This window comes from Chitinophaga sp. MM2321 (assembly GCF_964033635.1).
In the GTDB taxonomy this organism is placed as follows: Bacteria; Bacteroidota; Bacteroidia; order Chitinophagales; family Chitinophagaceae; genus Chitinophaga.
The window spans coordinates 3071583-3093958 of the sequence record NZ_OZ035533.1 but is presented as its reverse complement, the minus strand read 5'-3'; the positions used below and the strand labels follow the sequence as shown (position 1 = coordinate 3093958).

The following is a 22376-nucleotide window of genomic DNA, read 5'->3' as shown; positions in this document are numbered from 1 at the left end:
AGCTGCCGCTGTTGGCAATGCAACGGTGCGGGCCTTATTTGTTCGTCTATCATTATGCATTTTATTTATCCCCAAGAATTTAACTTGATCCGTTTTAGCGTGTTTTTTATTAAATTAGGTCATGTTTGTAATGATAGATACTTATGATCTACAGAGTGTTCCATCCCGCGCCTTACTTATACGATATTGTAGAACATTATTGGTATGCCAGCATTGATTTGACAGCAGCTGCTATTCAACATTATCCAACTCCTCTTTTACAGGGATTGGCATTTAATTTCAAGAAGCAATCTGAACAACATACTTATAATAACAAAACACTAAATTTAGACAAGCAAGTCTATCTGTTCGGGCAGCCTACCAGTCCCAGAGTAATTACAACAAATGAGAATGGAGTAAATATATTGGGCGTTAAGTTTAAGCCCTTGGGGATTACCAAAATTACTGGTATCAATATGGAATGGATAGCAGACCAGATTATTCCTGCCGAGGATATTTGGGGTAAGGAGTTGGAACTGCTTTGTGATGAAATGCAATCTGCATGGTCGCTTGAACAGACTATTTTAGTTCTCGAAGAATTTCTAATTAAAAAGTACAAAAGTACTTCATTGCATTATCGGGCAAATAGTGTGCAAAAGGCAATAGAATTAATAGACCAATCAAAAGGTGCAATAGACATTAAAACTCTTCAGGTTCAGACCAATACCTCACGTAAAACGTTAGAAAGGGCATTTTTACATTATTTGGGTTTGATGCCAAAGCTTTATTCTGGTATTGTGCGTTTCAATGCTGTAAAGCAAATGATGGATTGTAGTCCTTGTCTGTCTGTTTCTGATATTGCCTATGATATAGGATACTATGACAATTCCCATCTTTCTGCCAATTTTAAACGTTTTTCTGGTCTTACACCAACTGAATATATAGAAAATATCAGGCTTGCACGCTTGAAAAATGCCCACTTTAGGGAGAATGGATCAATTTTTTAGCTTGCCAATAGCCATCTTTTTGTCCCTTTTTTCCTTACCCCGTTATCTGAACCTGTATATATTTGTAATATCACAAGAACCTGGTTATTAATGTAGGGTATATTTGAATAACAAAGGTTCTTTGCCCACTGCAATACCGTTTAACCAAATGATATACAGAATCTTCAGCCCCGTAACAATTTTAGCCGATGTGGTAGAGCATTACTGGTATGCTAAGGCGGAAATGACCGGGGCGGCTATCCAACATTATGCAACACCGCTTTTGCAAGGGTTGACCTTCAATTTTAAAAAACAGCAGGAACAACATGCTTATGGTGGTGAAATATTACAATTGGATAAACAGGTTTATCTTTTTGGTCAGCCGGTTGGCTATAGGGAGGGCACTACAAATGAAAAGGGCATAGATATAATAGGTGTAAAATTTAAGCCTTTGGGGATCAGCAAAATAACAGGGATTAATATGGAGTACATTGCCAACCGGATTATTGCTGCCGAAGATATTTGGGGCAATGAACTAGAGTTGCTTTGTGATGAAATGCAATCGGCTCCTTCATTGGAGAAAACCTTATCGGTTCTTGAAAAGTTTCTCATTGACAAGTATACATGCACCAGTTTGCACTACAGGGTAGATAATGTGCAAAATGCGGTATCACTAATCACAAACTCAAAGGGTTCTATGTCTATTAAAGACCTTCAAAACCAGACCAACACTTCCCGTAAAACACTGGAAAGAGCATTTTTGAGCTATCTTGGTATCGCTCCGAAACTCTATTCCCGCATAGTTCGATTCAATGCGGTAAAGGAAATGATAGATCGTAATGAAACTAAAAACCTGACTTCGCTTGCCCTTGATTTTGGGTTTTATGACAATTCTCATTTTGCAGCAGAATTCAAGTATTTCTCCGGTTTTAAGCCTACAGCTTATCGAACACTAAACGATAAATAAAAACTTGATTTCAATATTTCTATAAGACTTGTTTGTCCTTTTTTTCCTATTCTAAAGTTTAGGACTGTCCTACTTTTGCTATCAGCGTAACACTTAAATGATAACAAAGTACTTATCCAAATCAATATGAAAATGGAATTTTTTTATAGCACATTATTAAGCATATTATTGTTATGTGCAGCTATTTTTACAGCTTGTTCTTCTAAAGATGATGAAAACTACACCATCTAATGACAATGTACAGGGCTATATCTATGATACCGATGCACTTACCTTTGAAAAAATATCCGGCCCAAAATACCTGAAATATCAATTGGCTCCTTTTAATACAAAAACCCAAACCTGGTATGAAGAAAATATAGATTTTCCAAATGACTTTTCGGATGATAAAAACGATGCTAATCTATTTGTAACTGAAACGTGCAAAATACACGCTTCGGGCATTAAAAATAACAATGGCCTTATATGAACTACAGATTACCCTGCCTGATGGCTGGTAGTATTTTGTTATTGCCTTTATCTTTCAAACGAAAAAATTATGGTAACAATAGCATCTTTCGCATCGACATTTTTTATAGATGAACAAAATAACCTTTGGGCCTGTGGTAACAACAGCAAATATCAATTAGGGTACTCCTGCAGCACATCGCAGTATCTACCCATAAAGGTGATGGAAAACGTGATTGACATGGCTGCCGGAGAATACCACTCTTTGATTTTGAAAACGGATAAAACACTTTGGGTTGTAGGTAGCAATGATTTCGGACAATTGGGGAATGGAAATAATAATGACCAACATTCTCCCGTACAAATTGCAACCGATGTGCTTGGAATCGCTGCCGGCAAAAATTTCAGTTTTTATGTGAAAAGTGACCACTCGCTTTGGGTTATGGGAAACAATGTTTTCGGGCAGTTGGGCAATGGAAATACCAATAATCAAAACACACCTGTAAAAATAATGGACAATGTAAAAATAGTGTCCACAGCTATGGCGCATTCACTTATTTTAAAAACGAACGGAACACTTTGGTCTTGCGGTAACAATTCGGCTTATCAATTAGGAGATGGTACAGATGCACACAAAAGTACGCCTGTTAAAATAGCTTCCAATGTTGTGCAGACGAGTGCAGGCAACCAGTTTTCCCTTTTTGTAAAATCTGACGGTATACTTTGGGGCGTTGGTTTTGACGGCGCCGGGCAATTGGGGGATAATAGTACTTACACCGTTCACGATCCCAAAGAAATCCTCAATGGCGTAAAAGAAGCCTTCGCCGGATCTGGCCACACTTTGGTTTTAAAAACAGATGGTACAGTTTGGGTTGCAGGGCTGAACGATTTCGGACAATTGGGCAACGGCAACAATAACAACATCGGTCGCTTTGAAAAAGTAGCGGACAATGTAAAGCAAATGAGTGCCGGAAGCTATCATACAATTATTGTAAAAAATGACGGTACTGTCTGGAGTGCCGGCAGCAATGGAAGTGGGCAATTAGGCACTGGAACCGGATTGAGTGATAGAAGTAGGTTTGAACAGATTAAATTTTAATGATGAATTACCGGTGTACATCTTTAAGAGAAAAATAATGTTATGAAAAAATCAACCTTTATTCAAATTGCCTTGACTTCTATTCCCATCATACTGGTTTTATTAGGTTTCTGGGCAGGTGGAATGTTTAAAATGATAAATACAGGTTATGCACTTGTTGTTTTAGTTATTGTACTGGTTGTTATATTCCTGGTAGTGCTTCTTTGTAGGAAGATTGCACAATCCCGGACGATCACTAACGGCATGCCGGCAACGGCAATGGTCATACAATGCGATAAGGGAAGTATAATAATGATAACGGGCGGTGTTGATAAAAGTTACATCCTGAAAATGGAAGTGAATGTTACCAACAATAACGGCGAAACCTGGGCAGCAAAAATGGTGGAGGATATACCAGCTGCACAGGCGGATATGTTTCGAGCGGGTTATAAATTTAGTGTTTTGTATGATCCTGACAATCGTAAGAAAATTGTATTTGATAAATCGCAACATAGTTGGGCACAATAAAAAATACCTGATCACGACTAAGAATTATTGGCATTACAAAGTAGCTGTTCAATTTGAAAAAATAAAAGCATGTATATCATCGGAACTATTGTTATTATCCTGATAGCCTTAGCAAGTACTGTCATCAGCATTTTTAACCGTTTTGCCAGGAACCGCAATATGGTGAAAGATGCCTGGAGTAATATTGATGTAGCGTTAAAACGTCGCCACGATCTGATCCCCAATCTGGTGAATACCGTAAAAGGTTATGCCACACACGAGCAGGAAACTTTTAATAAGGTTATAGCTGCCCGCAATGCTGCGATGTCTGCGCCGAACGGCGACATTAATGCGCAAATAAAAGCAGAAAACCAATTACAACAATCCTTACGCAGTTTATTTGCGCTCAGTGAAGCCTATCCCGGGCTGAAAGCCAGCACCAATTTCCTCGATTTGCAGCAAAAACTGAATGAGATTGAGGAAAACCTGGAACGCAGCCGCAGATATTACAACAGCACCGTTCGTGAAAACAATACCTACGGTGAAAGTTTTCCGGGAGCTGTGTTTGCAGGTGTGTTCAGGTATCAACACTTCGATTTCTTTGAAGTGGATGCTGCGGACAAAGAAAATGTCAATGTGGATTTTTTAAAATAAAATAATGAAGCGAGTCTATTTCATATTGTTTTTTCTGTTTGAAAGCGGTGCTGCATTTGCACAAGGCTTTATCGTCAAAGATCTCACGGCTGATATCTACCTCAGCAAGGAAGGTTATTTTGATGTGGTTGAGAAGTATAATATTGAATTTACTGAAGCAAAACACGGCATTTTTCGGGAGATTATCACTGATTATAAACTACAAACCACCGAAGGGAAAACCGAAAACAGGAAATTGGTTATTGAAAATTTAGAGGTTCCCGGATATAATTTTTCAACGAATTATAAGATTGAACAAAGGACAGATGGAAAAATAAAGATCAAAATTGGTGATAAGAATAAGCTGGTAACAGGTTTGCAGCATTATGAAATCAAATACCGGGTATATAATGCTTTCTTGTTTGAGCATGATCTGGCGCAGTTTTACTGGAACATAAAGCCGCAAGGCTGGTTGGCTGTTTTTCAGAAAATAAATTTCAATATTCACGTGCCCGAAGGTGTTGTGTTGTCGCCGGAAAATTGTTTTGTATATGCGGGAAATACTGGTACAACCAGCCCTTCAGTTGATTTTGATTATTCGTATTCCGATGGGGTTTTTGTTGGTAAAAGCCATGACTTTTTTATTTCCGTTCCAGGGCAGGATGTTACCGTTTTAATAAAATTACCCAAAAACCTGATCAAAGAAAATTTCATCACCGTTCCGCTATGGCAACAATATGGCTGGGTTGGGATTTTAGGCTTTCTGTTATTTGTATTTTGGCTGGTATGGTTGAAATACGGCAAAGACGATATAGTGATTTCAACTACATCTTATTATCCACCAAAAGATATTGATCCGGCAATGGCGGGTTATCTCATTGATGATAAAGGGGATACTTCGGATCTGATCGCATTGATACCACAATGGGCTTCACAAGGATTTATTACAATAGAAGAAATTCCGAAAAGCAGTCTATTGGGAAAAGCGGACATGAAACTGACACGACTAAACACTATTCCTGTAACTGCACCCGATTATGAACAACGCCTATTCAGCACTCTGTTCGGTATTTGGAGAGATACGGTACTTATTGGCAGTTTGCGCAATACTTTTTATGTAACAATGAATGAAGCCAAAAAAGAATTAAAAGCGAAAGCGCAAAAATATTACGAAGTCAAATCCAATAAAGTAATGAAGATCACGATGGGTGTGGCAATTACTTTAGGCGTGTTGCTTTGCCCTTTGTTCCTTTTTGTATTTGGCGTGGTTGCAGCAGTATCGGCACCCTTTACCTGTGTTTTTATTGCCTTAATGAGCTTTTTCCTTCAAAAGAAGAATAAGCAAGGCAATGCTATATTCTCGGAACTAAAAGGGTTTAAGCAGTTCATTAAAATGGCAGAAGTCAGCCGGATTAAAACGCTGATTGAACAAGACGAGCAATACTTTGAAAAAACCATGAGCTATGCACTTGCTTTCGGATTATTGGGCAATTGGGCGAAGAAATTTGATGCACTGAACATTCCTCCACCAACATGGTACAGTAGCAGTGGAACACACATGATGGGAATGTATGCGTTTTCCAAATCTTTTTCGGGAAGTATGGCAACAGCGCAATCCAGTATGGTTAGTTCGCCATCTGGTAGTCGTTCGGGTGGCGGTTCTTCCGGTGGCGGATTTGGTGGTGGTGGTGGCGGTAGTTGGTAATTTTTGAGAAAACGGAGAAAGAATATCCTGACCGGTGGAGGATATGAAAGCCCTGCTCATTCTGTTTAAGTGGTAGAAAAATAAAACAGCTAGTTTATTTAAAATATACAATCATGAACATTAAAATCAGAAACGGAATACAGGTTGAAGCAAACGGCGGATTAATTGTGGAACAAGCCTGGCTGCAATATGCTTCAGGACCGCTGGTTCGGGATGGCAATATCATCAATGTAGGTGAAAAGATAAAAATCCATCTTATTATTCAAGGATGGAAAGGTATGAACGATGTCATCAGTATTGGCGCATCCGAGAGGATTACAACAGACGAAGGACAATGCCTTTTGGAAGCAACAGATATGTTTGCCGACTATGCTACGCTTTCTCTACAGGCGGTACAGAAAATATCACTTTCAGCAGTGATAGACAATATAGACCGGCTGGTGGATTATTTCAAAGTGGATTTCCGCATTTGGAGTAAAATGTATCGCGAGCAAGAGATTACAGGTTATTATCAGTTTCATATTTAAATCCTAAGATGGCAAAGTTCAGATAAATGAACCAATAATTTTCAGAAAACATGAAATTAAAATCCCCTATATATGGAATACGCTTCTTTGCTATTCTGATCATAAGTGTATCCTGCCAAAACGGAACAAAAAAGCCAGGGGAGGGCACTAAAAGCATAATAGCAGTGAAGGATACATTCGTACAGGTTTCTTCCGAAGGAACAGAAACCGCTGCCTCTTTTCCTGTCGCTGTTGAAATCCTTTTGCCTAGTCAGTATCGAAAGGGGAATGGCTTTCCCAAAGGCGTAAAGGAAAAAGAATGGTACGAACTTTACAAAGACGAAAAATCTGAAAAGTGGATAATTGCTGTAGCCGATTTAAATGTTACTTACGGACGGGATGAATGTGTAGGTGATGATGTCATGATTATTAAATCCAAACACGACAATGCTGTATTTTTCTTTACACCCTTTGCAGGTTTAAGTACCGGTTTAAGGACGATCCTGGAAGATAAAGCATTATTTCCGGAACACACTGTTGCGTTTAATTTTAATGGCAAGGCATATAAGCTCTCACCAATGGGCAGCTGCTATGATAATGAAGGACATATTTTACCGGCAAATGAAGTAAAAGGACAGTCGGAAGATGAATTAAGCGAAAACCGTATCCAAAACTATATGCTGAATTTTGTTACTCCTGCAGGTTTAAATTACCAGATCGCCTCAATTGATGAAATGCAGTCCGTAACGCCAAAAGTGATTTGGGTAGGTGATCTCAATGACGATGGCTTACCTGACATGGTATTGGATCTGCGTGATTTTTATGAAAGCCGGCATTTGTTCTTTTTCCTTTCGGATAAGAACGACAAAGAAAAGCCTTTAAAAAAGATCGCCGAATTAAAAGTAGTAAACGATTGCTAAATATTTTGAAAGATGAACAGAAATTATTTTTTGACCGTCATAAGCGTATGGCTGGTTCTGATGTCTTTCAGTTGCGGACAAAACCATTCTTCCGTACAAAACACCCATATGGATAATGGTAAAACTACGGTTGCTGACAGTCCCAACAACGATAGTATTGCCCTTATGCAGGCTTTCGATACACTGAAAAAAGATAAAAAGTTTCTGAATGATTTAGCCTTGGAGGGTGAAAAGAAATATGCATTCAGTGACTTGATTTTAAAGCCGTTTTTTGGGGATTTGAATAATGATGGCATAACAGATGCTTTGGTAGCATTTTCTGTAGAAGGCCGCGGTGGTGGCAATAATTCGGATTTACATTACGCCGTTTTCCTGAACCGGCATAATCAATGGGAATACCAGTCACAATTGGATGGAGGTGGCAACTGGGCGGAACGGTTTATTGCATTTGATGAAATTAAAAATGGAAAAATCACCGGGAATCTTGTCGGGAATAAAGATGAAAGCCTGCCCGGAATTCCTGTGGAATATGTATTTAAAAACGGCAAGCTGATGAATACACAAACCGCGCTCCATAAAACAGAAAATGAGAAACGGGAATATTTGCGGTTGGAAAATATTACGACGCCGACCGGTAAATTAATGCCTCTAACCGGAACTCTGGAAGAATATGAGCAGATTATGGGAAAAGGAAAAATATCGACTCCCGAAGAACAACCCGAATGCGGTACTTATTTTGGCGAAGGAACATATAGTGAGCTATATTATGCTCACCGAATGATGATCGAGCTTCAAAACGGAAAAAAAGCTGCCTGGCGCAGTGTATTGATTCATGGCAGCAACTATCAGATCAATACTGACAAAGGCACGATTACAGGAAAAACTACGCTTGATGAATTGAAAAATATCTTTTATAACGAAAACAGTTGGCAGATAGAAGACCGGGAGAACGGCGGTAAAACATTCAGTATTCCCGATGGCCCTGAATCTGACAACCAGCTCCGAATCGACTTTAGCAAAGAAGGGGTATTAGAAGGTATTTACTTGTTTATGCCCTGTTAAAAATGATCTTATAAAAAATCCAGAAAACATCCATTTTAAAACCCTGATTTCATGAAAATACACACTTTCATTTTATGCTTCCTGATTTTTTACCAGACTGGTTTCACTCAAAAGGCCGATACGATTGACTTCTATGCAGACATCCAAAAACAGGATATTACCGATTTTATTTTAGTATCCAATGATGCTTATGGTTTTTTGGGAGATGATTATCAACGATTTTACATCCATTTCTCTTCTGTTGAGAAAAATCCAGAAAATCCCTATGCTTATTTCGTGAAAGGAAAGACCAAAGTAAAAGAGAATATCTGTGCATTTACAGGAACAATAACGATTGAAACAGCGATTACTTTCGAAGTTGATGAAGATCCCAATATCCCAGGAAATATTCGCCAGGGAAAATTCACCGCCTGTTTAGTCCTCCAGGAAGATAAGAACCAATATGGAGCAGGTGAAATTAAAGGAACGCTTTATAAAGGATTTACTGTAAAAGCAACCAAAATGCAGTCAGATGAACTTCTTTATTATGGCGATGCAGCCTATGATGGAAATTATTTTGAAGGGAATTGGGTAAGCTATAAAACAAAGCAATCCAAACATTGCCTATGGCATAACGGGGGCGGTTGGTCTCGTAAACAGCATTTGTTTCGCACAGGTGATGACGGAGATCTTTATATCAATCATCTTTATATTGAAAACGGATGGAAAAGCTTTGTTCTTGCCCGGCACCCAGAGAGTTTACATATTGATTATAACGACCCGAGAGTTGAAAAAGCTCAATTGAAGGAGAAAGAAAGATGGTGGAAATAGAAAAGTATGTTTTATGGGGTTAAAGAAAGCACCACATACTAAAATTTAGAATCAATGACCACAAGAAAAACTTTTATCAAACAAAGCGCAACTGCAGCAATTGAATTACCAAGATTTAAAGACGAACTATAATTAAAAAGTTCTAAAATGAAAATTGCGATCTTATCTGCATTGCTGTTGGGATATTGTATCATCAAGGTAAATGCGCAGATCACCGAAAAACAGCTTAACCCATTTTTAAACGGACTTCGGTTGGTGGAAGCCTCTGGCGAGGGGTTGAAACAATCTTCAGGTGATATTCTGCTGGAACTTGCTTCCAAAGAACAAGACACCAACGAGACACTTGTCTTGTTCCGGAACGAAAAAGGGAAGCTGAAAAAGATCGCTGAAAACAGTGAGTTGCTGATGAGCAAAGAATTACTCGGTGTTTCAGGTGGGAATTACCCCGGATTATCAGGCAATAAAATTTCTATTGATTATACGCTCGGGAGTAATAGTGCTGTATCCGATATTTCGATTGTCTTTGAAAAAGGCAGCGATGGTAATTATTACTTCAAAGAATATACTGCTGTTACTCGAAATTACGGTGTGGAAAATCTTTTTGCAAGGCAGCAAATTACCGCTCAACAAACCGGGAAAATTAATTTTTCGGCGGCCTCCGAATCAAAGTTTTTTGAACGTTCAAAAACTAATCCGATGCCGGAGGATACCGGCGAGCCTGTTTATAAGGCATCGGAACGGTATGCAAAATACATTCCGGTAGGTTGGCGTTTAGCAGCTTTTGCCGATGGGGATCTGAATCTGGATGGATTTAAAAAAGACTTATTGTTCATTTTGTACAATGAAGACAGTTGCCATATTCAGCTTTTACTGCAGCAAGGCAACGGTAGTTACAAAGTAGCACAGACAAATACCCAATTGATTATCCCGAATGAAACATTCAATGTAAACAATTTGAAAACGGTGATAAAGAACGGCTATTTTACTATTGAACAGCGCATAGCAACTGATGATACAAATTTTGATCACCGGTATAGCACTTTTAAATTTGATACTGCGAATAAGAACTGGTTATTGCACCGCTTTGATGTAGAACATTTTTCGGGATTTAACCCCAAGCCAAGTACAAATGTTACGCATCTCGCCCAACAAAATTTTGGTAAAATTTCATTTGAAAAACTGGATCACATTCCAACCGGACGAATACAAATCGATTTCAATCAATAATAAAACAAACTTAGTATGAAGCAGTTATCACATGTAACTATGTTTTTTCTCGTTATGATCCTGGTGTCGGCAGGCAGCTCATCCTGATTATAACGATTATGCAGCTGTATGTAGCTATTATCATATCCCTGAATAGTCAGGTGCTTTTTTTATTTTGAAAATGGTTGTCTTTGCGGATAGCCATTTTTCATCGTATTCGTTTGTACTCAGTAGAGCATCGAACTTTTGTGAATGCCTGATTTTATTGAGTCAAAGGTAAAGTGGGTGGTGTTTCATTGCTCTCTTTCTTTATGCGAAACTGCAGGTCGTCTATTACGTCTCCGTCTAAACGAAGTGAAACTTTAAACGGGATAGCTTCAGGAGTGGACATCATGCCCAACTTCTGTAACTGCGCCGGGTCAATACGTGCGGTATAGGCTCCCGGGGTCAGTCCCAGGAAGTTGAAAAAGCCGTCCGATTCCGTCTGCACCTTGGCTGCCAGGGTGGAGTCAGGCCGGTAAAAGCATACCGTGATGCGGCCTAAGCCTTTTTCGGAGTCATTCTCCTGCAGGATAACCGTGCCCGATACCTCGCCCATGATAGCCACGGGGACTTCCACCGACTTTAGCTGGTTGGGATCTATTATTACGCTGATAGTGGGCTTTTTCAGCCGCCATGCAATATTATCGAAGCTGTTTTTGTTCAGCTCTATGAAATAGTGCTCATAAGGCTCCATGTTCATAATGCGTACGGTGGTGTCGTCTCTGTTTTGCAACACCCTGCCTCCATTGATATTTACTTTTAGTCCGGCGGCTTTGGGTTCGCCAGGATCTCTTCGATCGTTACCGTTGAAGTCCAGGAACGGTATAAGCACCACCCCGCCGGTACCCACGCTGCTGCGATTGTTAAAGCCGGTGTAACCGGTCTTGCCATCATGTACCAGGCTGCCGCGGGCAGACTCTACGAGCATGGACTGCTGGGTACCATGCCAGGCAGAGGCGCCCACCTGGGTAAAATTGAAGTCATAGCGTAGACCAATACCAATATTAGTAAACCGGCTCTTGAAATTTTGCTCATAGGACACATTCACATAACCGTGACGAAATAGATATTTTCCCAGCTCACAGCGTACAGAGATTGGTCTGCCGGTATTGTATTCATATTGTAGCTGGGGGTTGATCAGGATTTCTCCTGGCATGCGGTAGGTAAGGGCCAGATTGCTGTAAATAAATGGGGAAGCGCCGGAGATAAATATACCATAAGTGCTAAAGCTGGTCCCTACCCTGAAAATGGAGCCCGACAACAGCAGTTCCGTGGTGGTATATTTGGTATCGGGCAGTACGATCTGGTTGAACGTAAAACGAGTGAACATGGAAAAGCGCCGGCTCATAAAAGGCTTTGATATCACCGCTTTACGTTCTTCCTTGTAATTATAAATAATGGCTTTCTGGCCTTTTTTGTATCGTGTGTAATAAAGTTCAAACTGCAGGTTGGAGGGTAGGCGGTAGCTCATAATACCCCTGCCCCTCACGCCATAGGTATAATCGCCCGATAGCAGAAGGTTGCGGAACAGCCGGGCAGATGCATTTACAAAGGGCATGGTTTTATCGGTAGTAGTAATGGAGGAAAGATATTCCACGCCTGCGCCCATTGTAATGTAACGGGTGGCGCCATAGTTCATTTCGACCCTGGAGAAAAGGCTGTTGCGACCGTCTTCCACTATGCCCGCGCTTGCCGTATATTCAAATTCATGCAACGGCAGGAAGTTGAAGGGTACACTCATATTCTCTTCACGAAAACGCTCTTCCCCCCAGGGACCGAAAAAACGCAGTCGCACTATAGAATTGCCGTATACCAAGGGCACCTGGAAAGTGAAAAAGCCGGAAGCATCGGCAACTGCATAATCTACCAGCGCATTGTTTACATACAATTCTACCGTCCATCCGGGCTCCGTAAAGTTACTGAGGGTATAGGAGCCGAAGGAACGGCGGTATGAAGTGGGGGTGTTCGTGAACTGAACCCCTACTACCGGAGAAAAGATAGAGGCGGTAGACTGGGTGAATATTTTGCCGACAGTTACCTGCCGTAATGCGCGATTATCGTTGTTCACGTAGCGCCAGCGGTAGTATTGCCGCCGCTGGTCAAACGCCCGTATTGCGCTGGTGTCGTGACTATAAGGTAATTGCTGCTGTGCGTAGTTATTGTAATTGAGCGATACAGTTGTTTCACCACCGGCAACGGTACCACCAAGGGTAAGATTGAGCCAGGTATCGTTTGCGCCGGGATTGCGTTGGGTGGCTACTATTGACCAATCGGCCATCCCGAACTGGAACAGGGATCGGTTGAGACCGATTACAGTGTCTGCCTTTAGCTGTCCCTTTAGCCGGCCGATATTGCGCCGCATCACTTCCTGCCGCATCTCGCGGATGGCAGGTAATTCGACCTTTGTGGTCATGGTAACAGAGAGTGACCGGAAGTTGAATTTGCAATTGAGACCAAATACTTTTCCAAAACTGCTCGTGCTCATGTAAAGGCCGGTTTCCGTACCTATCAGTTCCGTTGGCATCAGGGGAAAGATCTTGCCCTGATAATTTATCTGATGATTCGCCTTGTCTATTACGTACGCCGCCTGTTCGGTGATAAAGAAGCCCTGTACCGAATCCAATGAAGGCGACAGCATATTGCGGATCTTCAGGAAGTCGAATACATCGGTTATGGAAAGAAAAGCACTGTCATTGCTCACCAGCGCAGGCACTTCAATGCCGCCAATACCCTGCACCACCAGGAATACCGAGGTTTCATAAAGCACAGGTTCCGGCTCTGGTTCTTTTGCCATCGCTATTTGGCAGCAGCATGCCAAAAGCATCCATAGCAACAGGCGCAATACGCTCCGGCTCATCGCCGGCTGCAGATAAAAAAAGATGATATGTACGCTGTTACTATTCATTTGCCTATTCCTGGATAAATGTTACGTTAAACGACCCACTATAGCTGCCGGAAGGATTAGCCAGCGGACTGCCAACAGTGAGGGTGCCGCCGATGCGCACAATGTTTCTCGATGGAGGTATAGCTGTTGTTATAAAGGAACTGCCAGTGCTGGCCGCCCCGATGTGCAAGGTGAGCGAGCCACCGCTGCTTCCCGTAAGCGTTACATCCGGCCCGTTCATAATACTAATCAGCGTACCTGGGTTGGTCTCTACTTCAAAAGTGGCTGGTGAAAACGGATATCCCAGGTTGGCTGCCACGATGCTGCCGCTTACTGCCCGGGAGCCATCGGGGTAAATGATTACCGTGCCGCCGGACATTCCCTGGAAGAAGGCACCGAATATGAGGCCCTGCGTCGGGTTTACGTAAATGACGATGGGTCGGGGCGGCGGTTCCTGGGCCTTAGCTGCCACGTTTGCCAGCAGGCATAAGCACAACAGCCCTTTACGAAGCAACGCAGCGGATGGTATGGTTCGTTGTAGTAATCTGTTGAGAATGAACATGCCCTGGAAGTTTATTGGTTACTGATAAATACTTTTTTAGAAATCTGCCCGCCACTGTTATAAAATGATACTATGTAAAGGCCGCTGCTGTATTGCGATCCCAGCTCATGCCGTCCGCCACCTACCAATTCTCCCTGCCATAGTACCTGTCCCAGCAGATTGCTTACTGCAATGCGGCATTTGTTGCCAGGTACTTTATCAAAATATCCGTATAAGGTCCTGCCTACGCTGAAAGCCCAGTATATGGCGACTTCAGCAGCAGGTGGTCCTGCCTCATTTTTTTTGAATGTGATGGAGAAGCGATCTTCGTAGCTGCCTGCCGTCAACTGCAGGCGGTATTGTGGTCGCTCCTGCAAATCCTGCACAAGGCCCGTTTTATTGTCGTGCAGGTAGATGCGCCATCCCGGGGGAATGCGCTCCATACTGGCGGCATTAAACGTGATCCAGCCGGTGCGTTCGATTTTAAGGCCCAGTGGAATTACATCGTTACTGTCAGGTTTAGGCCAGGCGCAGATGGAAAGCCGCGGACTATCTGCCGCTATTGTGTACAGGTTAGGCACCCGTGAATCCGTATTCATCAATTTCAGCGCGTCCATATCTTTTTCAAATTTAGAAGTAGCGGCATCATCAAAATATATTACTGCTGCATCGGCCGGGTCACCATCATCGGTAAAGGCAGCGGTAAGCCGCAGCAGTGATGCCGTTTGTGACTGCCGGTAGAAATTGGGAGAAAGGTTATTAATCCTCGAGGCATTGTTAATGGAAAGTGTGCCAGCAACAGGGAATGCACCGTCTGTTACATGCACGAAAAATCCCTGCATGGTAGCTATTACATTGTTGGCCACGCCGTCGCTGGATACACCGTTAATATAGGAACTGTAAATGCCCCCGTACTGATCGGCTACACCGGCATTAAAATAATATATGGCATTGTCAATATTGGTACGGCTCCATCCGGCGGCAGCGTCCCAGTCGATGGGAGAGGGATAAGGGTTGCCCACCAGGTTAAACCCTTTCGTATAGGGCTGGTTGTTATTGGAAAAAGCAGGTGCTGTAACGGTTCCGTTGTTCACGGTGCCTGTGATGTCTACCGTTCTTGGTGTTGTACCGGCGCCCATCTGGGCGGCATAACCCTGCATGGGTGTCAGGGTGGCGCTGGGATCAGTATACGCGACCCAGCCCGTAGATGGCCGGTTTTCCTCATACCAGTAAAACGAAGGGAAGGAAGCATTAAGATCAATATCGTCTGCAAACTCGCTAACCTTGGCAGCCTGGAAGGGGGCGCTGAAATATTTGTAACCAAAACCCGAAGCAAGGTAACGTTGTATGGTAAGGTTGCCTGTTACCTGCCCGGTTCCACTTCCATCGATAAGCGCCGTTTGTGTGGCAGTGGAGAGCAGGGTAAGATGATTGCCGGTGTTCAACTGTCCGGCACTTACTCTTAAAATACCGCTGATGTTAAGGGTATCGGTAAGCGTAACATTTGCGGGGTTGTTAATGGTAAGGTGTAATATACGATTGCTGCTAAATGTGCTGCCGGCTATGGTTTGCGCGGCTGCGCCGTTCAGTTCTATAGTGCCGCTGGCGGCATTAAAGGTGCCGCTGCTGCTGATGCTACCACCAATCTGAACCCTAGCCGCGCTTACGGTAACAGAGGCGCCCGTTTGTATGGTGATATTATTTACGGTGGCAGTGCCGGTATTGATAAGCGGGTAGTTTACAAGGCCGGAAGGAATAATGGCGTTGATAGTAGGGGTAGGCACCGTTGTGGCAGACCAGTTGCCATTGGTATACCAGTTGGTGCTTATAGCACCGGTCCATATGTTGCCCAATGAAAGCTCGCCCACTATAAGGTCTCCTATCGTGGCTAGTCCTGTTGCTTGTATGGAAGTGGATTGAGGAGTATTTACGGCTGGCAGGGACCAGTTGGTGCCATTATAGTTACCTACCCGGAAACTGGAAGTGGCAGCGCCTGCGTCTATATCTGATGAGAGCCAGTTCAGCGTAACGGACGCAGTGGTAAAAGCAACGCCGTTATTGGTAAAGGACCAGTATCTGTTAACGTCTTTGTCCGACGCTATACCCGATGCGACTATGTTGGGATGGTCTCCCCTGGTAACGGTACCAAGCAGATTGCCGGCCGTGCTTACGTTGGCAAAAACGATTATGGCAGGTGTGTAGGCCACGCTGTCTCCCACTTCAAAAGCCCTGGTAACACCGGAACCGGTGGCTATATTTTTCTGTAATCTTCCGTAAACCCAACCCGTGGCCTGGGCTGCCCCCGATACAGTACCTGTGGCAGGCATAATAAGTGTAAATGTGCCGGTTCTGATCCTGCCTTTCGTAAAAGTAAGTGTGCCATTGACCGTTATATTGGAAGAAAGGGAAACAATTCCCGTAGAGTCATTTACGGTGAGATGATTGAACGCCCCGGTTGAATAGATCTGCTGTATGGCCGCGCCGGCCAGGTATATCGTAGAACCGGTATTGACGAATGTGCCGCCTGTCATGTTCCAGTTGCCTCGTACTGTATCGGTGAAATTGCCGGGCACGAAGTTGCCGTTGCTTAATGTAAAGTTGTTCAGTATGCAGAGTGCGGCAGTCGCATTTTTTACACCGGCGGCCGATATAGTCAGGTTGCCGTAGACGGTATTTGCCGAAATGGTTTGCGTGGTGCCTGCATATTCCACGGTACTCAGGGTGTCGAGTGCATAAGTATTGAAAACAGGCAATGAGTTGGTACCCCTGATCAGTAGCCTGGCGCTATCATTTATGGAAAGTGCGCCTCCCTCCGTAGCATCCTGTATCACGGTAGAGTCTGCCAAGTCGAGTGTACCGCTGGTAATATCCAGTATAGCTACTTCCCTGAGGCTCCTGCCCAATGTGGTAATGGCGCCTGAAGCCTTTTGTATTTCCAGTTGCGCCAGATTAAAAGGTGATGCAGTTCCGCTTACTAAAGAGGGAGATGAGCCAATCATGACCATGGTAGCATTAGTAGCATCGAATGAACCATTGTTGGAAAAATTGTGTGCAACATTAAAATTGGCTTGCGCAGCAGTATTACCGATAATGGCCAGGTTATAGAAAGTGGTGCCGGGACTGCCGGCCAGGGCTCCATCTGCTGATGTAAGTGTAAAGGTAGAGGTACCACCATTAAGGGTGCCGTTGCTTTCCAGGTCTCCGCCTACAGTAAAGGTATTTGCTCCCGCATTGAATATGGCGCTCCCATTGATATAAAAGTCTCCTGCTATGTTCCAGCCTGCAGCCGGGGTTACACCGGCCGTATTGGCAATCACCACATCGTTGACAGAGGTAGGTGTTCCTGTTACATTGAGCGCGGCTGCACCGCCAAAAATAACAGTGCCAGTGCTGGAGAAGGAGGTGCCCTGCAGCTGTATGTTCTGTGCCGTTGCCGGGTTGAAATTCAAAGTACCGGTACTGGTAACAATACCATTGTTGGTAAAGCTGCTTCGTATATTGTGGGTGGATATGCCGCCGTTAAAGCTGGCGCCAGCGGCGATGTTGAAGGCCACCAGTATATTCCATCCTACGCTGGGGTTAATGCCTGCCGTATTGTTTACGTTCAGCGTGGCAAACGTGGGAGGGCTGGTAGAATTGAGCACCGGTGAAATGTTGCCATTGAAATTAATGACGCCGCTGGAATTAGATACAATGGCGTTCACAAACCGGATCGTTTGCAGGCTGGTGCCGGTGAAGGTGGTAATCCCGTTGCTCACCAGCGATCCATTATTTGTAAGATCGCCGTTGACCGTAGCGGTGCCGCTGCCGGCGTCGTAGGAACCTCCGGTGGCTACCAGCAGGAGGCCGTTATAAGTGATATCACTACCACCTACTGCATAACCGCCATATGCGGTAAGCTTGTTGAAAGTAGTATTACCTGTAATTGTTTTGTTGTTGCCGTTAAGGGTAATGGTGCCGGAACCGGGCGTAAAGATGCCGTTGTTGCTCCAGTTTCCATAAAGGCTTATAGTATAGGTGCTTGCTCCGAAGCTGGCCCCGCTGTTAATGGTGAGATTGCCGTTTACGGTGCAGTTGGCGGCTAGTGTTTTGGTGCCGCCATTCGCCATTATAAGGTGGCCATAAGCAATATTGCCTGCAACGGTTTGCGTGCCTGCGCCGTTATAGGTGACAGTGCTCGTACTTCCGATGCTATAGAGGGAATAGCTGGCTGGAAAATTTGTAGTTCCTCCCGCCAGTATGGCAGCGCCATTTGCAATGGTGAGGGTACCGCCCGGAGAGCTGCGGTTAGCAGTAAAAGTGGACAGGTTCAGGGTGCCTGCACTGACAGTAGTATTGCCGTTAATAGTTGCATTGCCGGTGAGAGTGGCACTGGCGGCAGTTTTATTGATTATCAGATTGTTAAAGGTTGTTGCTGTAATAGTTTGCTCATTGCCCCCGGTAAAGCTTACCGTGCCGGTGGCAGGTGTAAAAATGCCGCTGTTGTTCCAGTTGCCCCCCACGCTCAGCGTGGCAGTTCCTCCGTTAAGGGTAGCTCCCGTGCCGATGGTAATATTTCCCGAAACCGTAGTAGCGGCGCCAATGGCAAGTGTTCCTCCTGTAATGGAAAGATTACCTGCCGTATTAAGGGGACTACCAATGGTTGATGTTCCGCCTGTTTTGCTGATGGTAAGATGATTGTAACTGATGCTGGCCATTGTTTGGGAAGATGCGCCATTGTAAATGACGGTACCGCTGCCGGCGGTAAAGGTGCCTCCGGTGTAATTATAATTGCCTCCGATATTAAGCGTGCCGGCGCCGGAGAAGCTTACGCTGGTATTTGCCGCCTGTGTCAGAGAACCGGCAATGGTTACCGTACCGCTGCCAATGTTCAGATTGATGGAATGTCCGCTGGCACCATCACTTAGTGCCAGGTCGCCATTAACAGTGAGTGACTGGCTGCCGGTGTTGATGGTATGTACGGCATTGGCGCTCCAACTGCCCGTAATGTTGCCTTGTGTGATTAGTGAACCTCCGCTTGCTAGTGTAAGAGTGGTTGCCTGCACGCTACCGAACACGATGCCTTTTACGTTGGCGGCACTGCTGATCACTGGTTGGCTGGTAAAGGCGGCTGTTCCTATCTCCGCGATATCGCCCGCGCCAGGCGGCCTGGAAGGAGCGCCTCCCGTTACTGTCCAGTTGGCGGCAGTAGACCAGTCACTGCTCACAGAGCCGTTCCACGTTACTACATTAGCGGTAGCGGACAGTGTATAATGCCCATTGATACTTGAGAGCAGGCTTGTATATTCTACATAATTTGTAGTTGTACTGTTAGCACTTTTGCCAAATACCGCCCATCCTGAGCCCGTGTTTCGCCAAATGCCGATAGTGGCTTCATTGTTACCGTTCAGCTCCGCGTCCTCGTAGTGAAACCGCAGTGTTGCAGCCCCGGTGATAAGAATGCCGGAGGCTGTGATCGTATATTCCCTGTTAATGGATGCTCCCAACGGGAAACCCGTAATTACACCGGGTACCACCGAAACGGTAATGCTGCCTGCACCACTTAAACTAGCCAACGAAATAGTATTATTGGGACTTTCAAAAGCGTAAGAAGTGCCAAGCGTAAAGGCATGGCTACGCTGTATATTGCCCAGGATGATGCCATTACCGCTACGGTTGTTGGTGATAGTAAGGGTATTGTTGCCGGTAAGGACCATACCTGTATTCATATTGATCAGGCTTGCAGTAATGTTGTTCAGTAGGGTTATCTGTGTGGTGGCGTTGGTTTTGCTGATATTGAGGATATTAAAGGTGTTAGTCCCGCTGATAGCCGTATTGGCTGCGCCAGCAAGCGTAACGGTGCCTGAAGCGGCTGAAAAGTTGCCGCTATTGACCCAGTTGCCTTCGAGCGAAAGTGTTTGCGAAGCGCCGTTAAAAGTTGTGCCCGCAGCGATGGTGAAATCGCTGTGCACGGTAATCAGGCCGCCCAGTGTTTTGGTACCAGCCCCCGATACGGTGAGCCTGTCGAAAATACTGGCAGGAATAGTTTGTGCACCGGTGCCATTGAAGTTGACGGTATTAGGTACACTGGCCGTTACATTTAATGAGCCGCTGCTGACCGTATAAGACCCTGCAATGCCCAATACCGCATTGGAAGATAGCTGTAGCGAAGTGCCGCTCAAAGTAACGTTGTATAAGTTGGCATTGCCATCAAGAAAGCTATTGCCTGAGAAAGTAATAGTACCCGCCGTGGCAGTAAGGTTGCCGGATACATCAAGTGCGCTGCTGATCGAGAAGGAGGAGGTAGTGGTAATGGTACCATCTGCTACAAGCGTGCCAAAGGTAATAGTGCCGGTCCCGGAAATTGTTTTAGTGGTTCCGCTCATCGTAACAGCGCCTCCGACGCTGTTGATGCTGCCGTTTACCACCAGGTTACCCGCCATCGCAATATCTACGGGCACGCTGATGCTTCCGGTAATAGTAAGGTTGTCAAAAGTGAAGCCGGTACCCGTAATAGTTTTGGAAGCTCCGCTCATGGTGAGTGTGCCGCCGGTGGCTTGTGTGAATGTACCAGGTGCAAGACTGGCCAGGTTGCCGGCAACGGTAATACTAGTTGCAGCGGTAACGTTAGTAGCCGCTATGGTGAGGTTATTGAAGTTGTGGGTACCGCTGCCACTGATGGACGTGCCACCGCCTGTCATGCGTACGGTGCCGCTGCTCCCATTGAAGATTCCGTTGTTCACCCAGTTGCCAGCCACACTTGTTGTAAAGCTGCCACCGCTAAACGTTGTGGAGGCGCCAATATTTACATTACCACTTATGGTGAAGTTACTTGCCGCCGCAAAGCTCACCGAAGTGGCAGCACCCGGCATAGAAGTCAGATTACCCGATACCGTAAATGAGGTAGCTGGCATTGTTTTTACCACGGCGCCGCTACTACCCGAAAGTGTAAGATTGCCGTAGGTTTCGGTAGAAACAGCCTGACCGGCACCGGCATATTCTACTGTGCTGGTCAATCCAAGCGAATGCGTATTATAGTTTAACGGAAAACTACCGGTGCCGCCTATTCTTAACATAGCATTGTTGGCAACGGTAATGCTACCGCCAACTACAGTTGTTCCCCTGTTGGCTGTATAGGAAGAAAGATCAAGTACACCCCCAAGCACCTCTATAATGCCGGAGGTGGAAGAGGTGGCATTAAGTACATTGAGGTTGCCGGCAAGCGTTTTAGTGCCGGTGCCACTTATACGCAGCGTGGAATAGGTGAGCGTGTTACGTACTGTCTGATTTATCAGCGTGGCGCTGTAATCAACAATACTGCCTGTAGACAAGGTAATGCTACCAGTAAGCCCGTAATTACCGTTGTATGTGGAAGCGTTGACTTTCAGTATGCCACCGTTGGTAATGCTGGTAGTACCAGCGCCCGTGACCGTTCGTGGACTGGCATTTTCGGCAGGAATGAATGTGCCGCTTACCAAAAAAGCACCCGATACGGTCGCGTTCACATTCAGTGTTACGGTGCTTCCAGCACCGATGGTAAGCTGTCGGAAGCCCGTAATCGAAGTGCCGGCTATAGTTTGCGCCGTACCGGAAAAAGTTACTTTGGCACTGCTGGTGGTGGTGGTATAAGTACCATTGTTGGTCCAATTGCCATTTACGGTTAACGTACTCCCTTTCTGTGATAGCGTATTGCCGCTGTTGATCGTTACATTTCCCGATATGGTCAGGCCTTTGCTAACGGTAAGTGTAGATGTGCGTGTACCACCAATGATTAGTGATTTGCAGGAAGAAGTCGTTGTAACACTAGGCTGAAATAATCCTATAAAGCTGGCATCGCCGATAATAGCATCGACTGAGGCACCAGGAACACCGGCGGTCCAGTTTAACGGGTCCCACCACGAACTGCTGATAAGCCCCCGCCAACTGGTTTGGGCATGCAATGCCGCCGGTAAGAGCAACACCAGCAATAGCAGGCTTTTGCGGTACACCGGCCGTCTGCACACCTTCCAGCTACTTCTTTGGCTTCCTGGTTGCAAGTGCTGTTTGCTGGCACTTGGTTGACCGGGTTTCTTTTTAAACGAATAAATGTATTGTATCAATGTTTTCATGGTGGCATAATGGCGT

At 44.7% G+C, this 22376-nt stretch carries 15 protein-coding genes; 12 read left to right on the top strand and 3 right to left on the bottom strand.

The annotated features are described in order from the left end of the window. Positions 1 to 143 precede the first annotated feature (143 nt). From ABQ275_RS12085 to ABQ275_RS12030, 12 genes are all read left to right on the top strand, one after another. The gene (locus ABQ275_RS12085) at positions 144 to 986 is read left to right on the top strand and encodes a helix-turn-helix domain-containing protein (protein WP_349318566.1); all 843 of its coding nucleotides are present in this window, start codon (positions 144 to 146) and stop codon (positions 984 to 986) included. A gap of 103 nt (positions 987 to 1089) precedes the next feature. Further along, positions 1090 to 1932: a helix-turn-helix domain-containing protein gene (locus ABQ275_RS12080; RefSeq protein ID WP_349318565.1), complete on the top strand. Its 843-nt coding sequence runs from the start codon at positions 1090 to 1092 to the stop codon at positions 1930 to 1932. Between the two features lie 208 nt (positions 1933 to 2140). Beyond that, complete coding sequence (locus tag ABQ275_RS12075) at positions 2141 to 2401, top strand: hypothetical protein (protein ID WP_349318564.1); 261 nt, start codon at positions 2141 to 2143, stop codon at positions 2399 to 2401. Between the two features lie 69 nt (positions 2402 to 2470). Then, positions 2471 to 3478, top strand: a complete 1008-nt coding sequence (locus tag ABQ275_RS12070) for a hypothetical protein (protein WP_349318563.1) — start codon at positions 2471 to 2473, stop codon at positions 3476 to 3478. 42 nt (positions 3479 to 3520) lie between these two features. Continuing rightward, positions 3521 to 3985, top strand: a complete 465-nt coding sequence (locus ABQ275_RS12065; RefSeq protein WP_349318562.1) for a hypothetical protein — start codon at positions 3521 to 3523, stop codon at positions 3983 to 3985. A 69-nt stretch (positions 3986 to 4054) separates the two neighbouring features. After that, positions 4055 to 4618 (top strand): LemA family protein, encoded by a 564-nt coding sequence (locus ABQ275_RS12060; RefSeq protein ID WP_349318561.1) that lies wholly within the window; start codon positions 4055 to 4057, stop codon positions 4616 to 4618. Between the two features lie 4 nt (positions 4619 to 4622). Continuing rightward, positions 4623 to 6302 carry a DUF2207 domain-containing protein gene (locus ABQ275_RS12055; protein ID WP_349318560.1) on the top strand — a complete coding sequence of 560 codons (1680 nt, stop codon included), beginning with the start codon at positions 4623 to 4625 and terminating at the stop codon, positions 6300 to 6302. Positions 6303 to 6415: 113 nt separating this feature from the next. Further along, a complete protein-coding gene (locus ABQ275_RS12050) occupies positions 6416 to 6829 on the top strand; it encodes a hypothetical protein (protein WP_349318559.1) in 414 nt (137 codons plus the stop codon). A gap of 50 nt (positions 6830 to 6879) precedes the next feature. Continuing rightward, positions 6880 to 7728, top strand: a complete 849-nt coding sequence (locus ABQ275_RS12045; protein WP_349318558.1) for a hypothetical protein — start codon at positions 6880 to 6882, stop codon at positions 7726 to 7728. Positions 7729 to 7740: 12 nt separating this feature from the next. Continuing rightward, entirely contained in the window at positions 7741 to 8790 is a 1050-nt protein-coding gene (locus ABQ275_RS12040) for a hypothetical protein (protein WP_349318557.1), read from the top strand. 51 nt (positions 8791 to 8841) lie between these two features. Next, the gene (locus ABQ275_RS12035) at positions 8842 to 9600 is read left to right on the top strand and encodes a hypothetical protein (RefSeq protein WP_349318556.1); all 759 of its coding nucleotides are present in this window, start codon (positions 8842 to 8844) and stop codon (positions 9598 to 9600) included. Between the two features lie 147 nt (positions 9601 to 9747). Continuing rightward, positions 9748 to 10827 (top strand): hypothetical protein, encoded by a 1080-nt coding sequence (locus ABQ275_RS12030; protein ID WP_349318555.1) that lies wholly within the window; start codon positions 9748 to 9750, stop codon positions 10825 to 10827. 241 nt (positions 10828 to 11068) lie between these two features. Here the strand turns inward: ABQ275_RS12030 and ABQ275_RS12025 are convergent, their stop codons facing one another. The 3 genes from ABQ275_RS12025 to ABQ275_RS12015 form a co-directional block, all read right to left on the bottom strand. Further along, the gene (locus tag ABQ275_RS12025) at positions 11069 to 13642 is read right to left on the bottom strand and encodes a hypothetical protein (protein WP_349318554.1); all 2574 of its coding nucleotides are present in this window, start codon (positions 13640 to 13642) and stop codon (positions 11069 to 11071) included. A 115-nt stretch (positions 13643 to 13757) separates the two neighbouring features. Next, on the bottom strand, positions 13758 to 14294 hold the full coding sequence (locus tag ABQ275_RS12020) for a DUF4402 domain-containing protein (RefSeq protein WP_349318553.1): 537 nt from the start codon (positions 14292 to 14294) through the stop codon (positions 13758 to 13760). Positions 14295 to 14305: 11 nt separating this feature from the next. Beyond that, the gene (locus tag ABQ275_RS12015; RefSeq protein WP_349318552.1) at positions 14306 to 22360 is read right to left on the bottom strand and encodes a hypothetical protein; all 8055 of its coding nucleotides are present in this window, start codon (positions 22358 to 22360) and stop codon (positions 14306 to 14308) included. Between the last annotated feature and the right edge of the window lie 16 nt (positions 22361 to 22376).

Excerpts from the sequence above, each read along its gene's own strand:
- ABQ275_RS12085 (WP_349318566.1), top strand. The coding sequence starts at position 144 with ATGATCTACAGAGTGTTCCATCCCGCGCCTTACTTATACGATATTGTA.
- ABQ275_RS12075 (WP_349318564.1), top strand. The coding sequence starts at position 2,141 with ATGATGAAAACTACACCATCTAATGACAATGTACAGGGCTATATCTAT.
- ABQ275_RS12070 (WP_349318563.1), top strand. The coding sequence starts at position 2,471 with ATGGTAACAATAGCATCTTTCGCATCGACATTTTTTATAGATGAACAA.
- ABQ275_RS12065 (WP_349318562.1), top strand. The coding sequence starts at position 3,521 with ATGAAAAAATCAACCTTTATTCAAATTGCCTTGACTTCTATTCCCATC.
- ABQ275_RS12060 (WP_349318561.1), top strand. The coding sequence starts at position 4,055 with ATGTATATCATCGGAACTATTGTTATTATCCTGATAGCCTTAGCAAGT.
- ABQ275_RS12055 (WP_349318560.1), top strand. The coding sequence starts at position 4,623 with ATGAAGCGAGTCTATTTCATATTGTTTTTTCTGTTTGAAAGCGGTGCT.
- ABQ275_RS12050 (WP_349318559.1), top strand. The coding sequence starts at position 6,416 with ATGAACATTAAAATCAGAAACGGAATACAGGTTGAAGCAAACGGCGGA.
- ABQ275_RS12045 (WP_349318558.1), top strand. The coding sequence starts at position 6,880 with ATGAAATTAAAATCCCCTATATATGGAATACGCTTCTTTGCTATTCTG.
- ABQ275_RS12040 (WP_349318557.1), top strand. The coding sequence starts at position 7,741 with ATGAACAGAAATTATTTTTTGACCGTCATAAGCGTATGGCTGGTTCTG.
- ABQ275_RS12035 (WP_349318556.1), top strand. The coding sequence starts at position 8,842 with ATGAAAATACACACTTTCATTTTATGCTTCCTGATTTTTTACCAGACT.
- ABQ275_RS12030 (WP_349318555.1), top strand. The coding sequence starts at position 9,748 with ATGAAAATTGCGATCTTATCTGCATTGCTGTTGGGATATTGTATCATC.
- ABQ275_RS12025 (WP_349318554.1), bottom strand. The coding sequence starts at position 13,642 with ATGGCAAAAGAACCAGAGCCGGAACCTGTGCTTTATGAAACCTCGGTA.
- ABQ275_RS12020 (WP_349318553.1), bottom strand. The coding sequence starts at position 14,294 with ATGTTCATTCTCAACAGATTACTACAACGAACCATACCATCCGCTGCG.
- ABQ275_RS12015 (WP_349318552.1), bottom strand. The coding sequence starts at position 22,360 with ATGAAAACATTGATACAATACATTTATTCGTTTAAAAAGAAACCCGGT.